The following is a 21714-nucleotide window of genomic DNA, read 5'->3' as shown; positions in this document are numbered from 1 at the left end:
CAGCCAGAGAAAAGCTGTCAAAAGAAAGAGCAACTTTTGACAGGTTTGACGTCAACCGGTGAAAAGCTGTCAAAAGAAAAAGCAATTTCTGACAGGTTTGGCGTCAACCGGAGAAAAGCTGTCAAAAGAAAGAGCAACTTCTGAGAAGATTGGCGTCAACCGGTGAAAAGCTGTCAAAAGAAAGAGCAACTTCTGAGAAGATTGGCGTCAACCGGTGAAAAGCTGTCAAAAGAAAGAGCAACTTCTGAGAAGATTGGCGTCAACCGGTGAAAAGCTGTCAAAAGAAAGAGCAACTTCTGACGAGTTTGGCGTCAACCGGTGAAAAGCTGTCAAAAGAAAGAGCAAAAGCAAGAGGGATTTCCCCCCACTTGCTTTTGCTTATGGCGTTCCTAATTTCTCCTGTTTGTTTTTATGATTATTAATTGGATAAATCATCACTTATTGGTAAATATTATTTCCATGAAGAGATCCAGGAGGTTTTTTTATGGACTATCAAAATAATATGGAGTTTGAAATACGTAATGGCTTTTTGCCGAATATGTACAACTCAGACAAATTGAAGGTTTTAGAGGTTTCAGATAGCAGCGTCATCATAAAAATGAGTAACGCTGAGAATCGAAGTGTTTTTCCAGTGGATAATTTTTACTATTGGATCAAACGCGGCTTGTTGGTCAATGTAAATGAAAAGAGACGGACATCCTAATACAAAACAGCGGCCCATTTTCAGCCGCTGTTTTCTTTTGTGATGCTATTCATGAAAACAATCCCTGAAGCAAGCATTGCCAGTTTGAACGTTGAATGGGATCCTACAATAAAATCTGGTATCGGATAAGAAGCCGGAATGAACCAGAAGAATGAAAAATAAATCAGCGGCAAGCTAATGAAAATAATTTTAAGCCAGTTGAACTTCCAGCTTCCATTCTTTTGATATTCCTTCACTAACCCTGGTACTCCCAGATAAACCCCTAGAGGAAAATACAATATAACAGCAAGGTTGCTCCATGGATAGAGTCTAAACGACTCCCTTCCAATATTCTCAAAGCTTTGCTGAAGGTTTCCAATAACAATCAGCAAAATGATAAAACCTGCTGTATACAGTAAATACTTTATTACTTTGATCTATTCTCCCTCCTTAAGACATTATTCCAGCTAAACCTTTTAAATTCTTGATAAAGTTTATATGTTTCTCTAAAATCATCTTTCCGCTTCATTTCTTCTTTCCTTGTATTCCAGATATATTCTAATGCTAAATAATTCATTTCCATATCATTCGCCTCCCTTGTTCTTAATTTAAGAATAAGGGAACTGACTAATGGAAACATTCACCATCAGATTGATTCTTTCTACGTCTTTTGGCGGAATCGTTTTAAGACCGTTAAATGCCTTTTTTCATTTGTGCTTCGTATTCCTTCGATGTCCTCACTTCTACGGTCAAAGAACCTTTTCCTACTATTGCTTTTAGTAAAAGTGGTACGCCTGTTGTGTTTTCGAACCTGAAATCCTTGCCTCCATAGGAAACCGTTGCGTCCCTTCCTTCAGGAACATAGCCTACAGAAAGGGAATGATGATGTTTCTCCACATAACCAACACCAAGAACATCAACAGCATTATATAATGTAGAAGAAGTCTGGCAGATGCCGCCTCCTATCCCCATGACCAGCTTTTTGTTGACGATTTCCTCAGCAGGCTGATATCCATGGGCTTCATCACTCGGCCCGACAGTTGTATTAAAGGAAAACACATCCCCTACTCCCAGGATGACATTGTTGATTGCTTCCGCTGACAACTCAATATTCTTTGTTCTGCCCGCAACCCCAGCATTAAAATAGGTTGTATACTTTCCTACAATAACCTCGCCGAGCTGTGCAGCATCATTGAGTTCATATCCGCTTGCTGTTATATAAAGCGGGAGCTCTACGTCCCCCCCTTTTTCTGAAGCATGGATGATGCTTTCAACCAGCTCCGCTTCCTCCAAAATAATTAAAGGGCTCCCTTTTATCACCCGGCCATCGGGACCAAGTTTATCCGGAATCATCCGTTTATCGTAACCGGGTTTCGTATCATTTCCTCGAGCCAATTCATGAGCCCATTGTTCCAATTCAGCTTTAAACTTCTCATTATCACTTCCGTAACCCATTTCAACCGGTGTAAGTGACCTGATCACTTCTTGAGTGGTTGGCTCAATTACATTCACTACTATTGGTTGAGCCTCTTTTTCTTCTTGTTCATCTGCCTCCTTTTCTTTTTCCACATCTTCACTTCCTGCCTTGTCATACTGTTCAATAACCTTATTTTCCTTTTCTGCTTTCTCTGCAATTGGTTGTGAACAGCCAGCTAATCCAATGAATGCCGTAAAAAACAAAAAACAAATGACCTTTAAATTTCTTCCCATGTTTCCCCCATCATTTCTATATATATTTAAAACCAGCATTCTATTATATTCAGGAATACTTTTCCATATTTCTTAAAAAGTTCACTTCAAATAAAATTTTTTGCTTTATTCTTCACATATTAGGGGAAAAAAGATAAAATACATATAAACCAATAAGAAAGGTCGGATTTAATATGACTAATGAGATTCACTCAATTCCTCGGCCCCTGGTTAGAACAAATCAGTGGTTCATTGTCTTAAGTGTTTTGAGTACCTGGTTAACAGGTATTGAATGGATCTTGACTTTGCCACTGTTCGCAGGAGTTTCAGGACTGCTGTTCGGATTCAATCCGGTAATGCGAATAGCAAGACGTTTACTGCGTAAACAACCGTCAGATTATATTCCGGAAGACTGGGAACAACAGCAGTTCAATCAAAAAATCGCTGTTGTCTGCTTAGCAGGCGGAATCATTTCCTATGCAAGCGGCTTAACAACATTAGGACATATATTAACTACGATGGTAGCGTTGGCCGCATTTATTGCAATTCTGGGATTTTGCATAGGCTGCTTCATTCGTTTTCATTTATCTAAGTATAAGCATAAGAAGCATGCAACTAACTCTTAACAGGGACCCCTATTTTACTATCAGGTCCCTTCTTTTTTTGAAATCTCCATCATTTTTTTGTTGAATTGCTGGGACTGACCCTTTGGGATACTGAGTGTATTCCATTCCTCATTTTTAATCATCTTCGCTAGATAGACAATCTGGCCGGCATGTGATGCTTGATGGACAATTTGGCGCTGGATGGCTTCAATCGCAGTGTGCGGTTCGTTTCTAATTAAGACTGTTTGTTCCAAGTCCTTTTCCGTTAACTGTGCAAGCGTCTGAAAAAGCACAGTCCAGCCAGAATTCCAATGAGTTAGCAAGTCCTCCAACGCGGCAAATGTTCCCTCAAATTCTCCATCTCTATTGCGGTCCGGTTTTTCACCATCAGAGGTCAAAAAGTCACTGAATCTAGATTTAAGATTCCCGCTCATATGCTTTGCGATTATGGCGATACTGTTGGATTCTTCACTTGGAGAAAAATGAAGTTGATCCAGATTCAATTGCTCCATTGCTCTCTCTGCCTGATTTTTAATGTTTTTGAAATCTTCAGTAGCCAACTTTAAATAACTCATCTTCCACACCTCCCTATAGTAATATTCCTCCAAAAACAATGGATTCCTTCTATTATTTTCCATAATCAGGATAAAAATATTAACTTACCATCCTTTAAATTACGTGAGAATAATCGGATAAATGTTATTTCATCATTATAATGGACAAAAAAAAAGTGAGATTCCTAATAAGGAACCTCACACATTTTTATACAACCTCTGCCAAGTTACCGTTATAACGACGTTTTTGGATAAATATCAATCTTAGTGATAAGGATATTCCTGCTGCAAGCAAACCGATGGTCAGCCCTACCCAATATCCCGAAGCTCCAAGTCCGGTATTATGGGCCAGCAGGTAGCCGACCGGCAGGCAGATGAGCCAGTAGGCGATCAAAGTAATAATAAAGGATATATTCACGTCTTTATAACCGCGCAATGCTGCGAGGGCAGTGGCCTGGATTGCGTCGGATATCATGAAAAACAAGGCATATATCAAAAATTGTCCGGTTAAAGCGATTACTGCTGGTTCATTAGAATAAAATCCTGCCACCTCATAACGGAAGAGCACGACTAGCAATCCGGCTCCAACTGCAATAATGGCACCAAGATAAATTCCCATCCAGCTGTAGGCTTTGGCATCATTATAACGGCCGGCACCAACTTCAAAGCCGACCAAAACAGTTTGCGCCATCGAGATGCTCATCGGAATCATATATAGGAAGGATACTATATTTAAAGCTGATTGATAGGCAGCAATCGTCGTGATATTGAATTTACTGATTAAAATCGTGACGACAGCAAACATGCTTGTTTCAAAAAAGATCGATAAACCCATAGGGACACCGATTTTGAGAATTTCCTTCACTTTCTCACCGGAAAATTCCTTGAAGTATATTAAACCGACAAAATCCGAGAATGGCTTTTGCTTAATGATGACAGCAGCTGTCATGCCCGCAATTAGATAATAAGTAATCGACGTTGCATAACCAGCTCCTGCTCCCCCTAATTCAGGAAAACCCCAATGACCGAAAATCAGGACATAGTTCAAGAAAAAGTTGATTGGTAACGACATTAAGAGGATATACATAACCACTCTAGTTTTTCCGAGTGCGTATATGAATGATCTTAATACGTTAAAAATAAACAATGGGATAATTCCAAAACCTAATCCAGCCAGGTAGCGGAACGCCGTTTCATGTACACTCTCAGGCAGGTTCATTGCCGTTAAAATTGGATTGAGCAGAAAAATTCCTAAAATGATGACAAGTATTGCAATGATCAATGCTAAATAAATACCATGTGTGAGAATAGATGATACTTCTTTTCCCTTCTTTTCACCAAATCGCTGGGCTGCAATTGGTGAAACAGCAAGGAGTATCCCGCTGAGTCCGGTGAAGACCGGGCTCCAAATCGATGAACCGATGGCTACACCAGCAAGGTCTGAAGAATTATATTTTCCTGACATGATGGTATTGAAAAAGACCATTGAAAACATCCCTAGTTGTGTAATCAAGATAGGGATCAGCATGACAAAAATCTGTTTTATTTTTTCCTTTGTCGAAAAAGTCTGGTACATCTGTGTACTCCTTGAATATAGTAATTATATAATTATAACAAAATATCTTTGCGATTATGGAAGTTTTTTCGGATCACTAAATATTATTACTGTTTGAAAAATGGAAATACCCCCCTAATTATTTCCTTCAAAATCCTTGATACAATAGAAGTATATCGAGGAGTGAATCAACATGAAAATCATAAAAATTCTACTGCTTTCGTCACTGCTTGCCGTTCTGTCATTTTCAGCATGGATTTACTATCCCCAATACCAAATCAATAAAATCAAGCAGGAAACTGCGCCTTCTGTTGAAAAAACCAATAAGCTTACTTATATAGATTACTACAGAACAATTCCGGACAGTACCATTAACCATCTCGCACTCGGTGATTCAATCATACGTGGTTACCATATTCCAGAGGAAGACAATTTCATCAGTCAATTTTCCACCCAACTCGGTGTGGAAACTGGCAAACAAGTTATTTCACAAAACGAAGGAGTAATCGGGATAACAAGTGAGAGGTTAAATTTGCTAGTTCAGGATGGAGCGTATGACGAAGCGATCAAGGAGGCCGACCTTATAACAGTTAACGTCGGTGGCAATGACATTCTTAAAGCAGTCAAAAAAAGCGATATCTATAGTGCGCTAAAATCCTTTGAAAGTCTGCAAGAAGGATTTTCACGAAACCTTGCAGAGATCACTTCAAAAATTGGTGAGTTGAATCCTTCAGCCACTATCGTCCTTCTTGAGCTTTATAACCCGATGCCAGCTGATCATCAATTTTACTCTCTTGCGGATAAACTTCTTCCAAAGTGGAATTTAATGATTTACGAAGCTGCAAAAGGTACATCGTCTTCCGTAGTGGTACAAACTACGAATGTCATCAACAGCGATAATTTAGAATTCCTGGCTAGTGATGGAGTGCACCCAAACCCGTCTGGCAATACAGCGATATCAAGTCAGATGCTTCAGCAATTCCAACAACAGCATAAAGCGGATGCCGTCCTGGCAAACCGCCAAAATTAAGCTGGGCAATAAGCCTGGCTTTATTTATTTTTGCATTTCCTCCTGAAAATGTTCATTTAACAAGGGGTTTTCAGTTGTGGCAAAATTGACGGATTGCAGACTCGTTTCTTCATCCAGTCCGAATAATTTAGCTACTTCACTCTCATATGCCCCTTCCATCTTATCTTTTTTCACGATATTCACCTCCTCCGTTGTCTTTCCAGTTGCTGTTTTTAATACCGATGAAAATAAATTTGCTATTTTTTTGCCAAGTCATTGCGGTCTGCTGCTAGTGGGGGCTGTTCTAACCACCCTTCATCAATCATGATGTTTGCACCATCCTCAGCATATAGTAAAATTTCTCCGTTTAAACGGCCATAGATTGCAGCAATATCCTTTCTTTGACTGGCCGCCACCGACATTCCGTAGTTGCCGCTGCCAGAAAAATTCATTAGGCCAAAATGGAACATCATTAATTTATCAGAGAAAGGTGCTTCCTGGGATATTGATACCTCATGATTCCAAGTCATTGGTACAGGAAGATTCTCATCGCGCAGATATCCAGAAAAAACATTGATGTGTTTTTCCGATATTTCTTTGCCCCTTAGAAAATACTTTCTTACCTTATTGGATTGGGCAACCTGGCTAAAACAAATTGCAAGTGCTTCCCCTAATTTATTTGTTTGTATATTTGCGTACAGATGAGTAATCTCCATCCCTGTCAATGGCCGTTTATCACCCATAAAACCTGATAAAAAGGATTGTTTTTGAACGAACTCATTTTTTTCAGGATAAGGGATATAAGCGGGCCGGACTGCTAACCCTTTCTTTTGCAACAAATCTGTGGCTATATTATTCAACTCAATTGCTGAATGCAAACATTTCGAGTAAAAAGATAAAACATCACTCCTGAACGCGTGGGGCTGAATGAATCCATAGATAGACAGTCCACCTCTTGCCATATGCTTGATGTAACTTAAGTAGAATGGATCTGAAAATAACCTTGGTGCATGTTTGTTTACATCCTGTACCGTAAAACCGATGGGTACAGGAATATTTTCCTTGTTAAATATTTCTTTGATGTCTTCTACATGTTGTAATGCTATTTCCAGTGCATGCTCCACCACTGTTTTGATCTCTTGGTCCACGACTGTCTCAAGAAAATGCCCAAGTACACAGACGGACATTGTATCTCCAAGGTAATTTTGGTGGAGCGCCGCTAATTCAGCTGATGTCAACTGGATGTTTTCGTGTTGCGTCATATCTTTCAAGCCCTTCTGTTTATTTAAGGATAGATTCCCCCTTAGTAACGAAAATATAATGGTATTACCCCACCGGTTATGGACAGCTTTTACAGTTATATTACCTGATTTTCGATCCAAACTAAGTTACTCCAAAAAGAGCCTAAGAATAGAAAAAGCCAGCACCTTGTAAAAATAAGGTGCTGGCTTTTATTAACATGGTTATAAGAACCAAACTTTCACGATCTTTTCGCCTTTCGTTTCATAAATGGCAACCGCTTTTTTTGGATCGGAATTTTCCCTGCCAGTAACGAGCTCATGATCAACAACCCTGTTACCATGAACCATCCTGCCCAAAAGTTCCGCATGGTTATTTTGATGCTGTTTAAAAAGCTTGCCATATCTGGTACGCATTTCATCTATACCTCTGGTGGTCACCTCGTTGCTGGGAAATTCCATGATTACTACATCTTCACTATACACTGACAAAAACGCTTCTAAATCTTGTTTATTATAAGCGTCGAGCTGTTTTTGCGCGAGCATTTCTGAGATTCTCTCCATAAAACATGCACCCCTCTATATAGAAATTTGTTAACTCTTCTTATATAAACCCCCCTGGCATCCAGGGGGGAGAAATTAGTTATTAACCAATTTATGAGAATGTTGGGTTGCTGGAGCTTTTTTTCCAATAGTGTCTTCTGCCTGTGTTGCCCTTTTGATAAAGAATGCGAGCACTAAAGCGATGAAGGAAAGAAATACTGTCACATAAAAAGCATCATTGATTCCGTGAAGCATAGCTTGCATTGCTATCTGCTGTTCCATTTCAGCTTGAACAGCAGGTGTAACAGCTTTACCTGCAGCAGCAGCCTCTTTGAGTGCTGAGGCAGCTAATTCTTTTCCATAGGTTTCTGCCCGCATAGACATAACCGTCACCAGCAATGCTGTTCCAATTGCACCTGAAACCTGTTGCATTGTATTGTTCATTGCTGTGCCGTGCGGATAATAACGAGCAGGCAATTGGTTAAGGCCGTTAGTGTTAACAGGCATATTAACCATCGACATACCGAACATGCGAACCGTATAAAGGATGATTAGCTGAGTATAAGTTGTTTCCATAGAAAGCTTGCTGAAATAGTAGCTCGTCACAAGCGTGATGATCAGGCCAATGACCGCCATTGCACGACCGCCAAATTTATCAAATAATCTTCCGGTAATCGGTGACATAATTGCCATGGCAATCGCGCCTGGCAGCAGCATCAAGCCTGCATCCAGTGGAGAAATCCCCCGGATTGTTTGCACATAGATAGGCAGCAAAAGCATTCCAGAGAACATCGCCATTGTGACAATCATCGAAATCACTGATGATAATGCAAACATTGGATACTTATAGATCCGGAAGTTAAGCATCGGATTATCCTGGCGTAATTGACGAAGGATAAAGCCGATAAGTGAAACTGCACCGATCGTTAATGTTAGATAAACATGTGGACTGTCCCATCCCTTCGAACCGGCAGAGCTGAAGCCGTACAGTAGCCCGCCAAATCCAACGCTCGATAGTGATAATGAAATAAAGTCCAGACGCATATGCACTTTCTCTTTTTTATCTTTTAACAGGAAGAACCCGAGTAACAAGACCGTGGCTGCGATTGGCGTTACAAAATGGAAAAGCATTCTCCAGTCGTAATGCTCAATTAGCCAGCCTGAAAGTGTCGGACCTATTGCTGGTGCGAACATAAGCACCAATCCGAATACACCCATTGCGGTGCCACGCTTTTCAATCGGGAAGCTTATAAGCATGACATTCATCAATAGTGGCATCATGATCGCTGTACCGGATGCCTGGATCATCCGCCCTGCTAATAAAAGCGGAAACACATGTGCTGCTCCAGATAAGACCGTACCCAATGTGAATAAACCCATCGCCGTCAAAAATAAATTCCGTACAGAATACTTTTGGATCAAATACGCACTGAGAGGAATCATTATACCACTGACAAGCATGAAACCAGTTGTCAGCCACTGTACTGTCGTTGCCTCGACCTTCAAGTCAGTCATTATGGAAGGTAAAGCTATATTAAGCAATGTATTATTTAAAAATGCAATAAAAGCTCCAACAATTAATACCGCCAATATTCCATAGGGCGGTTTGTCAGGTGTTTGCATATTTTGTTCCATTCTAGTTTCCCCCTATATTGTTCACAAATTTGTAAACAATGTAATTGCACAGACACTAGCATATACCATCGGTACAATTTTTGCAATGTTTTTAAACAGCCGTTATAAAGGGGTTTGTAAAGTCCGAAAATTTAGTGTAGTATTTTTTTATACAAATGGTACAAAAAGGTTAAGGTGATGAAATGAACGACAGAAAACGCCAGGTTATTGAAAAAGCACATCAGCTTTTCATAGAAAAAGGATTCCAGGCCACCTCTATACAAGATATCCTCGAATACAGCGGAATATCAAAAGGAACATTCTATAATTATTTTTCTTCCAAAAATCAACTGCTCATGGATATTTTCAGAACAACCTTCAAGAAGATAGAGATTGACCGAAACGGATTGCTGATTGGTTACGATCCTGCTGACCCGGAAATCTTTATAAGCCAAATCGAATTACAAATGACCGCAAACCGGGAAAATAAGATCGTTCCGCTTTTTGAAGAAGTTTTTTTCTCAGGAGATAAAGAGCTGAAACAGTTTATCGAAGTAGGGCAAATGAAGATATTGCGGTGGTTTTCCGATCGTCTTGGGGATATAACTGAGGAAATATGCCAGCCTTACCTTCTCGATGCTTCCATTATGCTTAATGGCATCCTGCTCCAGAACATCAGGTTTCATAGAAAAGCGAATGGTGAGGCAGCGAGTATCCGTCCTGTTGTTCGGTATAGTGTCACTCGAATTTTGAATATGCTTGATGAGCTCGCCCTATCTGGAGAACAATTAGTCCCACCTGAAATAATGGATCATTGGCTTCCCGTTGCTAAAACTGAGGAGCTTGACTGGAGGATCAAATTTCTTTCCGTCATTTCCCGTATGAAAAAAATGGACTGCAATAACACTGATAATCTTAAAAAACTTAATTTCATCGAAGAAGAAATTCTTCGTTCTTCAAGCCCAAGAAAATTCCTGATTGACAGTGTACTATTATCATTGTCCACGGCCAATAAAAATGAGCTTGATGAATTAAAAGCACTGATCGACGAGAATTTACTCGAGAAGGCATAAAAAACGGGGAGAAAACAGTTTATTTGTTTTCTCCCCGTTTTTTTTTGTATTTTAAGGTGAAGATCTTGTTGGCTATGCTAGTGGCGAACCCTTCATTGTGTTTATGTGTAACTGTAATTTGGTTTTGTCTCGGTTTATCGGTAAATTATCAATGTAAAAGTAGGCTTAATTTGCTTTTTGATAGTAAGTCACATTAGCAGCTTAATTTTCGGTCAATTTTCTTTATTAATATCTAGAATTTTATTGCTTAGAGAATTTTATTGGCGGTTTTCACAAGTTTATTGGCGATAATTTAATTTTATTGGCGAAAATAATTTTTTATTGGCGAAAAACACCTGTTTATTGGCGATAATTGTATTTTATTGGCGAACTGGAAATTTTGAGTGTTTTTTTCCAGCTAACAAACTAGAGATAAGGTCAAAAACAATGTGGACAGTAACCCCATTCCCTCCCGCTATTTGGTGCTTAACGTGCACTGAAAATCAATCTTCCGTTTTCAGCCCGCCTAAATAATATTCCACGAGCTTAGGATATTCTTCAAGCTCTTTCTTTCCTTGTTCTGTGATGACATAAATGCCTCTCTCCACTCTTTCAAACCATTTGTAATAGTTTTTCTGTAGGATCAAGGGCGTTTTATCTCCTGTTCCGAGAGCAACGAGCGCTTTCGGTGACATTTGTCCGAGTTTCTCAAGGTAACAGGCGATTTGGATGCAATTTTCTTTGTAGGCAGTCATGATCTTGGTTTTGTTGCTGCCGCCGATATTGTAATCAGCGCTTCTTCCTTCTATTTCTTTAATCAATGCTGTTTTCTTCCTCGTATTTTTGCTTGTCATGCGCTTATATGGTTCCGGGTGAACCTTGATTTCGACACTTTTCCGATTACCAGAAAATGATACTATTATTAGTCCCAATTCCAGCCTTTTTACTAATTGGATGATATCATTCCAGCGTTTCCTTGATATCCGCTTTGGTTTCGGAATTGCGATATATACGAGATCAGTCAGGCGCTGCCTTCTCGTTGCCTGAAGCAAAAGGTCAATATTCAGATTCAGTTTTAATTCGACGATTATGAGTTCCTCATCCTTGACAGCCGTTAAATCGCAATCGTGTACCTCGCCATTAACACGATACCCTTGTTTTATAAAATGCTTTCGGAGTGGCTCATATAAATCGGCTTCGTAAATTTTCGTCATGTGTTAAACCCTTCTGTCTTTCCTGCGGTTTTTCCTATCATTATAGCAAACTTTTTCAATGCACTAAGTCATTTAGACAAGCAAGCGACATATAATGTTTACGGATTATGCAGTGGAGGATACACAAATGAGGGTATTAATGCTGTTTTTATTGACTCTTCTTCACGGATTGATGGTGTTCCTGAAGTTTGAAATGGACGAAGCGCGACAAGTTTCCAATGAGGTTGAAACACATTATTTTACAGAAGAATACACGATCAATAAGGTTGACAGTTCTGGGTATTATGGAGAAAGTTCAGATGGGAAGAGCATTTATTTTAAAAAAGAAAAAGTGAAAGCCTCCCAAAATATCGAAAATGGTGATGCTGTAATTCTGTATTTTGACAAAAGTGGCCGGATTGATGGACCTGTAAAAATCGAGAAAATAGACTAGGGAGCCAGCTGTTGCGGGCTCCCTGCAATTTTTATCGAATTGCTTTTCTTTGCTCAAGTTTCTTGGCGATTGCTTCCGTAAGCTCTTGGCCGCTTTTCGGGAGTGAAGATTTCATTACAGCATTCATGACTGGTGCAAGGGCACCTTCTGCCGTCATTTCCAGGTAACCAGTCATCTTTGTCTGATTTTGCCCTAGGTTTTTCGCATTAAAATAGCCATTTCCAGTCAGATTTTCATTAATTCCCTTTAGATCAAAGGTCACTCTAGTCGGCTCAGTCCATTCTTTAATGGTAACCTGTAAACTGATTTTCTTCTTCAATACACCGACCGTTTCCTTGAAGGTCCAGTTAGACTGCTTTTCATTCAGCTTTTCATGACTGATATAACCAGGCAATAATGGTGCCCAGTTGTCCATGTCTTTTACGAAATCCCAGACCTGTTCGATTGGAACATCAATAATGATATCGTGCTTTCCTTCTGGCATGAGCTCTCCTCCTTTGTTGAAAATATCCTTTAAGAGTTATATGTTTTACAGACGGATTTATACTTCTTTAAATAAACTCCTGCCGCCCTTAAAATGGATAATTAGAAAACAGATGCATGGGTAGTCCTTTCGGAGATATAAGACCACCTGAAAAAAGATCAATCACAGATTTATATTGTATTTTCCCTTGTAAAATTAAAAACACACCTAGTTCGGTGTGTTTGATGACATTTCAAATCCATTGACGAAGTATACTATTGTTTCAAGTTCTTCTTCTGTAGGGTCTCTGTTTATCTTTTTACTGAAATCCTCTATCATCAATTTTGAATCTCCACGATGTTTTTCAGTGAGATCAGCGATCGATCTTAGAAGATTCGCTTCGTGATTGAACTCTTCTTTTGAAATTATGCCAGAATGAGACAGAATATATGTGTCCGCATCAAAGGCTTCAATTTTTCTCAGTAAGTCTCTCGTTCCCTCGACAGAATAATTGTCTTTCACCGAAAAAATATCGGGATAAATGCTGTCAGCCAGGAACAATATTTTTTCCTCTTTGACATAAACGACGACCGAATCTTCAGCGTGGTCTCCGCCCACATGCTTGATGATGCACGTAATCCCGCCAAGATCGATTTCGATTTCATCTTCAAAGGTCATCTCAGGCAGGGTAATTGTAATGTCCCGGTTATCCGGAAACTCTTGTTTTATCGCATTCGCGCAAAATTCAATTTCTGTTCCTTCTGCTACCCTTTGATCTAGTGCCTCATTTGACCAGGATAGTGGGAGCAGCTTTCCAATCTCATTCCTTGTTTTCTTTGAAGAGATTGAAACGGTATTATTAAGCGCAGATAGGCCAAAAATGTGGTCCCAATGCCAGTGTGTCAATATAACATAAGAGGGATCCGATACGCCTTTTTCTTTTAACATATCTATGAAAAGATTGGCGTGTGCCTCAGAGTTTCCAGCGTCAATCATCAGATTTTTTTGATTGCCTGTAACCATACCGAGTATTGGCCTGTCTGTTTCGGAAACAGGCGTCATATACCAAAAACGCTTCCCTATTCTTTCGATTGATTGCATTTGATTCACCTATTTCCCTGTGGCTTTTTTCCAGAATGCCTTTAATTTTTCTTGATACTCTTGCTCTGCGATTGTATATGCTTCCGTATGGCCAGCGCCTGGTACAATCCAAAGCTCTTTATCACTGTTCGCTTTTTCGAAAATTCGATTTCCCATTTCAGTCGGGACTAAAGCATCCTGATCACCGTGAATGATGAGTAATGGAAGTTTATTTTTTGCGACACTCTCAATGGCCGAGGCTTCGGCGAATGTGTAACCTGCCCGCAAATTTGTGATCACACTTGTAACCTGCATGACCGGAAATGCAGGAAGATTATACAGGTATTTCAATTGGTGGCTTAGTTCCTCAAGAACCGTTGTATACCCGCTGTCAGCGATAATCCCCTTAACCTGCTCAGGAAGTTTCTCCCCGCTCGCCATCAGTACAGTCGCAGCACCCATGGAAAAGCCGTGCAGGAAAATATCATCAGCTCCAGCTTTTTCAGCTAAGAATTCTGACCACTGGACATAATCCTTGCGATCATGCCAGCCATAGCCAATGTAGTCACCTTCGCTAAGGCCGTGCCCTCTTGCATCAGGTTTAAGAATATCATACCCCTGCTCATAGTAAAACTTCGTGATTCCTGGCATTTGCTCGCTATTTCCTTTATATCCATGTGCAAGGATAACAGCTTTACCGGAGGGCTGATCATTTTTTAAGAACCGAGCCTTAAGTTTAAGGCCATCTTCCGATTTTATTTCAACCATTTCGAAGTTTTGTTTTTTTGTCCAGGCTGTAATTTCCTCCAGCTTCTCCTGCTCCTCTTCTTCACTTAGCAGTTTCGCTGCTGTGACACTTTCACCGCCGCCATGCAGATCCACAGATTCCTGGCTTCGATTTATGGCGACATTATAAAAGTAATTACCTGCAGCGATCAAGACGATGCAAATCGCAAGGATCGTACTGCTCCCTACCCATATTATCTTTTTCTTCACAACCAGATTCCCCTTTTTCTCTAGTTCATTTTCTTTTTAAAAATAGTTTACCAGAAAGAGAGAAAAAAAAGACCACTTATCGGGAAGTTGGAAAAGTTAGTATTGGCCATTTCAAGGGTATATACAAATAAAACCGATAGGAGGCTGATCGAAATGGATAATGAGAAAAAACATATCCTTAATTCATATAAGACCGAACAAGAAGCTATTGATTCGATGGAACAGATAAAGAATGAAAAAGAGAATCCAGTCAACAGTTCCATTTCAGGCTATAACGTCGAAAAGAAAACCACTGAGGAATATCCAACAAATGCTTTCAGTCCAGGTGAGCTTGATATGGGCGAACCTGCATTTAAGGATTACGAGGATGACCCAACAGAGAACCCCGCAGTAGAAACAACTAAAAATAAGGATATTGAGCGGCCATTGCCAGAACGGGCAATGAATAATCGCATTAGATAAGACCAGGTGCACGGATTTTTCGTGCACCCTTTACTTTATACTTCGATCTATAATGGTTAATGTTTTGCCTATGGAGTCCTGAATCACATATGTATCAGGTGCATAGTCATATGGAGTCTCACCCTTGTTGATGATAATCATCGGGACTCCGTCATTTTTGTATTGAGGAAATGCTGAAAATGGCGTAACTTTCAAGCTCGAACCCAACACTAGCAAACAGTCCGCGTCATCAATAAATCCAAGAATCTGTTCAAAGCCTTCAGCTGTGAACCATTCCCCAGCATCACCGAATAAAACGACATCAGGTTTTATGTAGCTTCCTAAATTGCAGCGATCGCAAACATAATAATGATTTGTTTCTTCCATTCTGCTTATCATTTCTTCCAAACTATATTTATCACCACAATTTTGGCAAGACGCCGTTTTCATCGTCCCATGGAAATCAATGACATTATTATTTCCAGCTTTTTGGTGGAGTCCATCTATATTTTGTGTAATGATATGATGAACTCTTCCCTCTGTTTCCCATTTAGCCAGAATATCATGTCCTTTATTCGGAACAGCATTCGGGTGATACAGGTTTTCGATTGCGAATTCGTAAAACTTTTTTGGATTCTTATAAAAATACTCTAAGGAGAGGATGTATTCGGGAGCCATGGCATAAAGTCCTGTCCTGGAGCGAAAATCCCTGATTCCTGATTCAGTGCTGATTCCTGCACCGGAAAGCACAACGATATTGTTCGCATTTTGAATGATTTCCGAACACAACTCAAGAGTACGTTCCAAGAATATCAGCTCCTTAAATTAGTTAGAATAGTTTTGTTAACCGAAATATTTTTGTGTTGACATATAATATTCAAAAAGTTTAATCTATTATTGCACATAAAGTACATAAAGGGGATTTAGTAATGAAATTTAGAACTCTTGATTTAACACTGGCAGCGATGTTTGTTGCCCTGATGGCTTTTGGCTCGAACATCACATCTATCGTACCTTTCATGGTTGTTGGAGGCGTGCCGATCACATTGCAAACCTTCTTTGCCATTCTTGCTGGAGCCGTTTTAGGCAGCCGGTTAGGCGCTATTTCAATGGTCGTTTACACCTTAGTAGGACTAGTAGGTGTCCCGGTTTTCGCGCAATTTGGCGCAGGTTTTGGAACATTGATCAGCCCGACTTTCGGATTTATTCTTTCATTTATTCTTACTGCTTATGCTGTTGGTAAAATCGTTGAGAAGAAACGTAGTGTCGCGACATTCATCATTGCTTCACTAATTGGACTTGCCATTAATTATATCATCGGAACAAACTGGATGTATTTTGCCTATAAATTTTGGGCAGCAGCTCCAGAAGGCTTTTCGTATGGAATGGCATGGCTTTGGATGGTCGTTCCACTCCCAAAAGATATCATCCTTGCAGTTTTTGCAGGCCTGATGGCTGCACGACTTGAAAGATCAGTGCTTTCAAGACCAAGTTTCAGCCATTTACGCAAAACGGCTTAATTAAGATTTACTGTTGAGTTAAAGAGTAGCACAAAGAAGGACAGCTATTACAGCTGTCCTTCTTTGTGCCCAACAACGGCCTACACTCACTATAAAGAAGATAGAAGTGTCTGTCTCCCCACACCAGACAACTCCCAAATCATTTCCTTGTAGTTTTCATACCTGTTTGATGTTCCTTCAATTGTTTATCGATCGCTTTATCCCTCTCTCCGCCATCTGCAAGTTCTTCTGAAAACTCATGTTCCTGAACCTGAAGTCCTGGCTTTCCTACAAGTTTTGAGCTCGCGATTGTTTCAGCAGAAAGGTTGTTATTCGGAGCACCTTCTTCGTTCCATTTTCCCATTAACCTAACCTCCTTTTTCTTACTATTTGTTATTGGCTTATTTTGCATTCATCGGTGGTTTTTGTAGATGATCTTGACTTAGGAAGCATCTTGGCTCTAAAAAGGTGGTATTTCAGTATGCCAACCTTTTCCGAAGGTGAATATTCAGCTTAAATGAAAATGGAGCCCTTCACCACCGGCGTAGGGCTCCAAAAAATACCGTTAAATAGATCAATTAATTCTTTTTATTTACGTTGATGAATAACTTGCCATCAGCGGTTTCTCTTGTTTCATTTCCGTAGGAATCAACCACTTTTACTTCATTGACTGCTCCGTCTGCTACCAGATCTTTCGTAGCTGTGTAGTATCCCATGTAATAACCCGTTGAAACCTCACGCAATGGGAGCTCGACGGTTAGATACTCCTGGTTTTATTAAGACACACACGGATATTGGTACTTGAATCCCGCCTGTAAACTCTTTGCTAGTAAAAGAGTATACAGGCACAAATTTAAAATGAGGCTTTTGGAGGAATGTAACTGGAAAAATAGATTTAAGTTGCTTTTTCTTCCACATCCTGTTATTCTTAAGAAGAATTATTTTTGTTCGGTGTAAAGGATAGAAATTATTTCGTCTTAATGATCACTTTGGGCAAGGATAGTAACATAATGTGCTAACGCACTGGGAGGTAACAAGAAATGGAACAAGGTACAGTAAAATGGTTTAACGCAGAAAAAGGTTTTGGATTCATCGAGCGCGAAGGTGGAGACGACGTATTCGTACACTTCTCTGCTATCCAATCTGAAGGTTTCAAATCATTAGACGAAGGTCAAAAAGTTTCTTTCGACGTTGAGCAAGGCGCTCGCGGACCACAAGCTGCTAACGTTTCAAAACTATAATATTAGTTTTGTTTAAAGAAGAAGGTTCCTATGGGACCTTCTTTTTATTTTGCGTCCATCCCCCTCTTCCCTTCGGCGTTCTATTTTAGAGTACCTTTCCACAAAAGCTTTTGCCCCCCTCCATTAGCCCATTTCTATTAACTAATTCCGCCATATTCTGAATCTAACCTGGCAATGGCGATGAATTCTTCCACAACTTGAGTTTTGTTAAGGATGATAAAGAAATAGAAGTCATGAATTCCTTTATGTAGAATAATACCCCGACTATTTGCAAATAATTCACAATATTAACGTGAAGGCGGGATATAAATTGAATCAGTATGAATTGATCCTCAGGATAGCGGTTGGTTTTATCGTATTACTTTCTATGGCAAGGTGGACTGGAAGAAAAGAAATCAGCCAAATGACGTTTTTTAACCTTGTATCGGCTATCGCCTTTGGTTCCATTGCAGCAGCACTTGTTGTCAATCCAAGTGTAAGTATTATAAACGGGATTATTGCTTTACTAGGCTGGGCCGCTGTTACAGTCTTAACTGATCAAATTCACCTTAAATCAAAAAAAGCGAGAAAGCTATTAATGGGTGATCCGGTTATCGTGATAAAAAAAGGGAAAATTTTAGAAGATGTACTGAAACAAACACGCCTAGATACTGACTCCCTACAAGCAAGGCTTCGTGAAAAAAGCATTTTTTCATTGAGTGATGTTGATTATGCCATCTTTGAAACGGACGGAAAGCTTTCGGTCATGAAAAAGGAACCCAAACAAGCTGTTACGAAAAGCGATCTGAATATCGCGATGTCCAAAGGGGATTTTGTTCCGCTTTCTACAGAGCTAGTGGCTGACGGACAAGTCAATGATAAAAATTTGGCCAAAATGAATAAGGACCAAACCTGGCTCGACGATCAGCTTCAACACGCTGGAATCCAATCTATAGATGATGTTTTCTATGCAGAAGTCCAACCAGACGGGAATCTATATATTGATAAAAGAGAAGATTTTTTACATTAATACTCTCACTGAAACATATTGATTAACACACCAACAAGAGGAAGTCAACTCAAAATCCCTTGAGCGAAATCCAGGAAAAGCATCCTCCTCGCCCCCGCCATTGAATTTAAAAATTCGTCGAAGCAATAATTAGTTATTGTATATGTGTAAAAGGGATGGAACACGAAGTATCCATCCCTTTTTTTCATTAGACTCCTTTATATGCCAATCGATAGATTTCCGCCAGTTCTGATACTAATGGAAGCTTAGGGTTGGCTGTTGTACACTGGTCTTCGAATGCCCGGTCAGCAAGTTGGTCGACCTTTGCTTCGAATTCGGCTTTATCTACACCGTTTGCTTCGATGCTCATTGGAATATCCATTTCTCTAGCCAATTTGATTATCGCCTGGACAAGGCTTTCAACACCTTCTTCAGTGGTACGGCACGGCAGGCCTAGTATGCGTGCGATTTCTGCGTAACGCTGGTCGGCTACGAAACTTTCATACTTAGGGAATGCCGTAAACTTCTTTGGTTTTGTTGCGTTATAACGGATGACATGCGGCATCAAGATGGTATTGGAGCGGCCGTGTGCAATATGGAATTCTGCACCAAGCTTGTGTGCTAGACTATGGTTGATTCCCAGGAAAGCATTTGCAAACGCCATGCCGGCAATCGTGGACGCATTATGCACCTTCTCGCGCGCAACTTCATCCTGGCCATTTCGGTACGCTCTTGGAAGATATTCAAATACAAGCTGGATCGCTTTGATGGCAAGACCATCTGTATAGTCATTGGCCATACAGCTGACATAAGCTTCGATGGCATGTGTTAAAACGTCCATTCCTGTATCAGCAGTAATATGCTTCGGTACCGTCATGACAAATTGCGGATCGACAATAGCAACATCTGGTGTCAGCTCATAATCCGCGAGTGGATATTTGATGTTCGCTTTTTTATCGGTAATGACCGAGAAGGATGTCACTTCTGAACCAGTACCTGATGTTGTTGGAATTGCTACGAATTGGGCTTTGCGGCCAAGCTGCGGATATTTGACGATCCGCTTGCGGATATCAAGGAACTTCTGCTTCAAGCCATGGAAATCTGCTTCCGGGTATTCATAGAACAGCCACATGCCTTTTGCTGCGTCCATCGCCGAGCCTCCACCGAGGGCAATAATGACATCTGGCTGGAAGCTCGCCATCATTTCTGCGCCTTTCATCACAGTCTCGATTGATGGATCTGGTTCTACATCTGAGAAGATTTCACAGTGTACATAATCCGGACGCTTTCTTAAATGATAGAGAACTTTGTCAACATATCCTAGCTTCACCATACCAGGATCCGTGACGATGAATGCTTTTGAGATTTTAGGCATTTTCGCAAGATACTGTGTCGAATTCTTTTCAAAGTAAATTTTTGATGGTACCTTAAACCACTGCATATTCACATTCCTTCTCGCGACTTTTTTGACATTTATTAAATTGATTGCACCTACGTTGGTAGACACGGAGTTCCCGCCGTAAGTTCCGCAGCCGAGTGTCAGAGATGGCAGGTAGGCATTATAGATATCACCAATTGCGCCTTGTGATGACGGTGCGTTTACGATAACGCGTCCTGCCTTCATTTTTAAGCCGTATGCTTTAATCACTTCATCACTTGTTGAATGGATGACAGCAGAGTGGCCCAGCCCCCCGAATTCGAGCATCTCTTCTGCACGCTTAAACCCTTCGTCTGTTCCATTCACTTTATAGCATGCTAACACCGGGCTCAGCTTTTCACGGGAAAGCGGATATTGAGGTCCCACGCCTTTCAGCTCAGCAACAAGGATTTTAGTCTCCTCTGGTACTGACACTCCAGCCATTTCAGCAATTTTATGAGCTGGCATGCCCACGATATCAGCATTGACAGCACATGATTGTTCATTAATGACAAGCTTCTCGACTTTCATTTTTTCTTCCTCGTTTAGGAAGTAGCAGCTATTCGCAATCATTTCCTTTTTTACATCATGGTAAATTTCTTTATCAATGATGACTGCCTGTTCAGATGCGCAGATCATTCCATTATCGAATGTTTTGGATAATATCAGGTCATTGACTGCCCGTTTTACATTTGCAGTTCGTTCAATATAACAAGGTACATTCCCAGGACCAACACCTAGTGCCGGCTTTCCAGAACTGTAGGCAGATTTTACCATGCCAGCACCGCCAGTAGCCAAAATCATCGAAATTTTCGGATGGTTCATTAGAGCTTGTGTTGCCTCAAGAGATGGTTTTTCAATCCACTGGATACAATCTTCAGGTGCTCCTGCTTTAACAGCTGCGTCGCGGAGAATCCTTGCAGCCTCACTGCTGCATTTTTGTGCAGATGGATGGAAGGCAAATATGATTGGGTTCCTTGTTTTAATTGAAATCAGCGCCTTGAACATGGTTGTAGAGGTTGGATTCGTCACCGGTGTTACACCGGCGATCACACCAACTGGCTCAGCAATTGTGATCATCCCTTCATGCTCATTTTCATCGATAATGCCGGCTGTTTTATCATATTTGATATTGTGGTACACATATTCAGTAGCAAACATGTTTTTGATGATCTTATCTTCATAAACACCACGTTTTGTTTCATCAACTGCCATTTTTGCGAGTGGCATATGCTGGTCAAGTCCTGCGAGCGCCATTTCCTTCACGATTTTATTGACTGCTTCTTGATCCATCTCACGCAGTTGTGATAATGCATTTATCCCTTTATCTAATAGAACATCAACCATTTTCGTAACGGATGATTGCTCCTTTACCACTTTTTCAACTGTCCCCATCTTAAG

At 40.4% G+C, this 21714-nt stretch carries 26 protein-coding genes; 9 read left to right on the top strand and 17 right to left on the bottom strand.

Annotated elements, in window-relative coordinates; all coding sequences use genetic code 11:
* Window positions 1-484 precede the first annotated feature (484 nt).
* Window positions 485-703 carry a hypothetical protein gene (locus tag CD004_RS10900; protein ID WP_102262783.1) on the top strand — a complete coding sequence of 73 codons (219 nt, stop codon included), beginning with the start codon at window positions 485-487 and terminating at the stop codon, window positions 701-703.
* 20 nt (window positions 704-723) lie between these two features.
* Here the strand turns inward: CD004_RS10900 and CD004_RS10895 are convergent, their stop codons facing one another.
* The 3 genes from CD004_RS10895 to CD004_RS10890 all read right to left on the bottom strand — a co-directional run bounded on the left by CD004_RS10895 (window position 724) and on the right by CD004_RS10890 (window position 2392).
* On the bottom strand, window positions 724-1074 hold the full coding sequence (locus tag CD004_RS10895) for a hypothetical protein (protein ID WP_102262782.1): 351 nt from the start codon (window positions 1072-1074) through the stop codon (window positions 724-726).
* Window positions 1075-1109: 35 nt separating this feature from the next.
* The gene (locus CD004_RS23790) at window positions 1110-1265 is read right to left on the bottom strand and encodes a hypothetical protein (protein WP_158651540.1); all 156 of its coding nucleotides are present in this window, start codon (window positions 1263-1265) and stop codon (window positions 1110-1112) included.
* Window positions 1266-1375: 110 nt separating this feature from the next.
* Window positions 1376-2392 (bottom strand): VanW family protein, encoded by a 1017-nt coding sequence (locus CD004_RS10890; RefSeq protein ID WP_102262781.1) that lies wholly within the window; start codon window positions 2390-2392, stop codon window positions 1376-1378.
* Window positions 2393-2565: 173 nt separating this feature from the next.
* On the opposite strand from CD004_RS10890, the gene CD004_RS10885 reads away from it, so the two are divergent.
* Window positions 2566-2997 carry a DUF4395 domain-containing protein gene (locus CD004_RS10885; RefSeq protein ID WP_102262780.1) on the top strand — a complete coding sequence of 144 codons (432 nt, stop codon included), beginning with the start codon at window positions 2566-2568 and terminating at the stop codon, window positions 2995-2997.
* A 20-nt stretch (window positions 2998-3017) separates the two neighbouring features.
* Here the strand turns inward: CD004_RS10885 and CD004_RS10880 are convergent, their stop codons facing one another.
* Window positions 3018-3551, bottom strand: a complete 534-nt coding sequence (locus tag CD004_RS10880) for a DUF1572 family protein (protein WP_233434992.1) — start codon at window positions 3549-3551, stop codon at window positions 3018-3020.
* A 187-nt stretch (window positions 3552-3738) separates the two neighbouring features.
* On the bottom strand, window positions 3739-5106 hold the full coding sequence (locus CD004_RS10875; protein WP_102262778.1) for an MATE family efflux transporter: 1368 nt from the start codon (window positions 5104-5106) through the stop codon (window positions 3739-3741).
* 172 nt (window positions 5107-5278) lie between these two features.
* Here CD004_RS10875 and CD004_RS10870 point away from each other — a divergent pair, with 172 nt between their 5' ends.
* The gene (locus tag CD004_RS10870; RefSeq protein ID WP_102262777.1) at window positions 5279-6115 is read left to right on the top strand and encodes a GDSL-type esterase/lipase family protein; all 837 of its coding nucleotides are present in this window, start codon (window positions 5279-5281) and stop codon (window positions 6113-6115) included.
* A 24-nt stretch (window positions 6116-6139) separates the two neighbouring features.
* Here the strand turns inward: CD004_RS10870 and CD004_RS23785 are convergent, their stop codons facing one another.
* The 4 genes from CD004_RS23785 to CD004_RS10855 all read right to left on the bottom strand — a co-directional run bounded on the left by CD004_RS23785 (window position 6140) and on the right by CD004_RS10855 (window position 9510).
* Window positions 6140-6289, bottom strand: coding sequence for a hypothetical protein (locus CD004_RS23785; RefSeq protein WP_158651539.1), 150 nt, complete (start codon window positions 6287-6289; stop codon window positions 6140-6142).
* Between the two features lie 62 nt (window positions 6290-6351).
* Window positions 6352-7356 (bottom strand): DUF3231 family protein, encoded by a 1005-nt coding sequence (locus tag CD004_RS10865; protein WP_102265071.1) that lies wholly within the window; start codon window positions 7354-7356, stop codon window positions 6352-6354.
* A 201-nt stretch (window positions 7357-7557) separates the two neighbouring features.
* Window positions 7558-7896 carry a nuclear transport factor 2 family protein gene (locus CD004_RS10860; RefSeq protein ID WP_102262776.1) on the bottom strand — a complete coding sequence of 113 codons (339 nt, stop codon included), beginning with the start codon at window positions 7894-7896 and terminating at the stop codon, window positions 7558-7560.
* Window positions 7897-7971: 75 nt separating this feature from the next.
* A complete protein-coding gene (locus CD004_RS10855; RefSeq protein WP_102262775.1) occupies window positions 7972-9510 on the bottom strand; it encodes a DHA2 family efflux MFS transporter permease subunit in 1539 nt (512 codons plus the stop codon).
* Between the two features lie 182 nt (window positions 9511-9692).
* On the opposite strand from CD004_RS10855, the gene CD004_RS10850 reads away from it, so the two are divergent.
* On the top strand, window positions 9693-10562 hold the full coding sequence (locus CD004_RS10850; protein ID WP_102262774.1) for a TetR/AcrR family transcriptional regulator: 870 nt from the start codon (window positions 9693-9695) through the stop codon (window positions 10560-10562).
* A 482-nt stretch (window positions 10563-11044) separates the two neighbouring features.
* On the opposite strand, the gene CD004_RS10845 is transcribed toward CD004_RS10850, so the two are convergent.
* Window positions 11045-11755, bottom strand: a complete 711-nt coding sequence (locus CD004_RS10845) for a DUF2161 domain-containing phosphodiesterase (RefSeq protein ID WP_102262773.1) — start codon at window positions 11753-11755, stop codon at window positions 11045-11047.
* A 127-nt stretch (window positions 11756-11882) separates the two neighbouring features.
* Here CD004_RS10845 and CD004_RS10840 point away from each other — a divergent pair, with 127 nt between their 5' ends.
* Window positions 11883-12188 carry a hypothetical protein gene (locus CD004_RS10840; RefSeq protein WP_102262772.1) on the top strand — a complete coding sequence of 102 codons (306 nt, stop codon included), beginning with the start codon at window positions 11883-11885 and terminating at the stop codon, window positions 12186-12188.
* 31 nt (window positions 12189-12219) lie between these two features.
* Here CD004_RS10840 and CD004_RS10835 read toward each other — a convergent pair whose 3' ends face one another.
* The 3 genes from CD004_RS10835 to CD004_RS10825 form a co-directional block, all read right to left on the bottom strand.
* The gene (locus CD004_RS10835; protein WP_102262771.1) at window positions 12220-12672 is read right to left on the bottom strand and encodes an SRPBCC family protein; all 453 of its coding nucleotides are present in this window, start codon (window positions 12670-12672) and stop codon (window positions 12220-12222) included.
* A 207-nt stretch (window positions 12673-12879) separates the two neighbouring features.
* Complete coding sequence (locus CD004_RS10830; RefSeq protein ID WP_102262770.1) at window positions 12880-13752, bottom strand: MBL fold metallo-hydrolase; 873 nt, start codon at window positions 13750-13752, stop codon at window positions 12880-12882.
* A 9-nt stretch (window positions 13753-13761) separates the two neighbouring features.
* Window positions 13762-14727 carry an alpha/beta hydrolase gene (locus tag CD004_RS10825; RefSeq protein ID WP_102262769.1) on the bottom strand — a complete coding sequence of 322 codons (966 nt, stop codon included), beginning with the start codon at window positions 14725-14727 and terminating at the stop codon, window positions 13762-13764.
* Between the two features lie 153 nt (window positions 14728-14880).
* Between CD004_RS10825 and CD004_RS10820 the strand changes: the two genes are divergently transcribed.
* A complete protein-coding gene (locus CD004_RS10820; protein WP_102262768.1) occupies window positions 14881-15189 on the top strand; it encodes a hypothetical protein in 309 nt (102 codons plus the stop codon).
* Window positions 15190-15219: 30 nt separating this feature from the next.
* On the opposite strand, the gene CD004_RS10815 is transcribed toward CD004_RS10820, so the two are convergent.
* Window positions 15220-15975, bottom strand: a complete 756-nt coding sequence (locus CD004_RS10815; protein WP_158651538.1) for an NAD-dependent protein deacylase — start codon at window positions 15973-15975, stop codon at window positions 15220-15222.
* Between the two features lie 122 nt (window positions 15976-16097).
* Between CD004_RS10815 and CD004_RS10810 the strand changes: the two genes are divergently transcribed.
* Complete coding sequence (locus CD004_RS10810; protein WP_102262766.1) at window positions 16098-16688, top strand: biotin transporter BioY; 591 nt, start codon at window positions 16098-16100, stop codon at window positions 16686-16688.
* Between the two features lie 139 nt (window positions 16689-16827).
* Here the strand turns inward: CD004_RS10810 and CD004_RS10805 are convergent, their stop codons facing one another.
* Both CD004_RS10805 and CD004_RS23780 read right to left on the bottom strand, forming a co-directional pair.
* A complete protein-coding gene (locus CD004_RS10805; protein WP_102262765.1) occupies window positions 16828-17031 on the bottom strand; it encodes a hypothetical protein in 204 nt (67 codons plus the stop codon).
* Between the two features lie 214 nt (window positions 17032-17245).
* On the bottom strand, window positions 17246-17383 hold the full coding sequence (locus CD004_RS23780; protein ID WP_158651537.1) for a hypothetical protein: 138 nt from the start codon (window positions 17381-17383) through the stop codon (window positions 17246-17248).
* A 324-nt stretch (window positions 17384-17707) separates the two neighbouring features.
* On the opposite strand from CD004_RS23780, the gene CD004_RS10800 reads away from it, so the two are divergent.
* Window positions 17708-17908, top strand: a complete 201-nt coding sequence (locus CD004_RS10800; RefSeq protein WP_023614374.1) for a cold-shock protein — start codon at window positions 17708-17710, stop codon at window positions 17906-17908.
* A 310-nt stretch (window positions 17909-18218) separates the two neighbouring features.
* Window positions 18219-18917 carry a DUF421 domain-containing protein gene (locus tag CD004_RS10795; RefSeq protein ID WP_102262764.1) on the top strand — a complete coding sequence of 233 codons (699 nt, stop codon included), beginning with the start codon at window positions 18219-18221 and terminating at the stop codon, window positions 18915-18917.
* A gap of 187 nt (window positions 18918-19104) precedes the next feature.
* Here the strand turns inward: CD004_RS10795 and adhE are convergent, their stop codons facing one another.
* On the bottom strand, window positions 19105-21708 hold the full coding sequence (adhE, locus tag CD004_RS10790; RefSeq protein WP_102262763.1) for a bifunctional acetaldehyde-CoA/alcohol dehydrogenase: 2604 nt from the start codon (window positions 21706-21708) through the stop codon (window positions 19105-19107).
* Between the last annotated feature and the right edge of the window lie 6 nt (window positions 21709-21714).

This window comes from Mesobacillus jeotgali, assembly GCF_002874535.1.
GTDB classification, from domain to species: Bacteria; Bacillota; Bacilli; order Bacillales; family Cytobacillaceae; genus Mesobacillus; species Mesobacillus jeotgali.
Note: the sequence above shows the minus strand (reverse complement) of the source record. Positions and strands in the feature narration are given on the sequence as shown.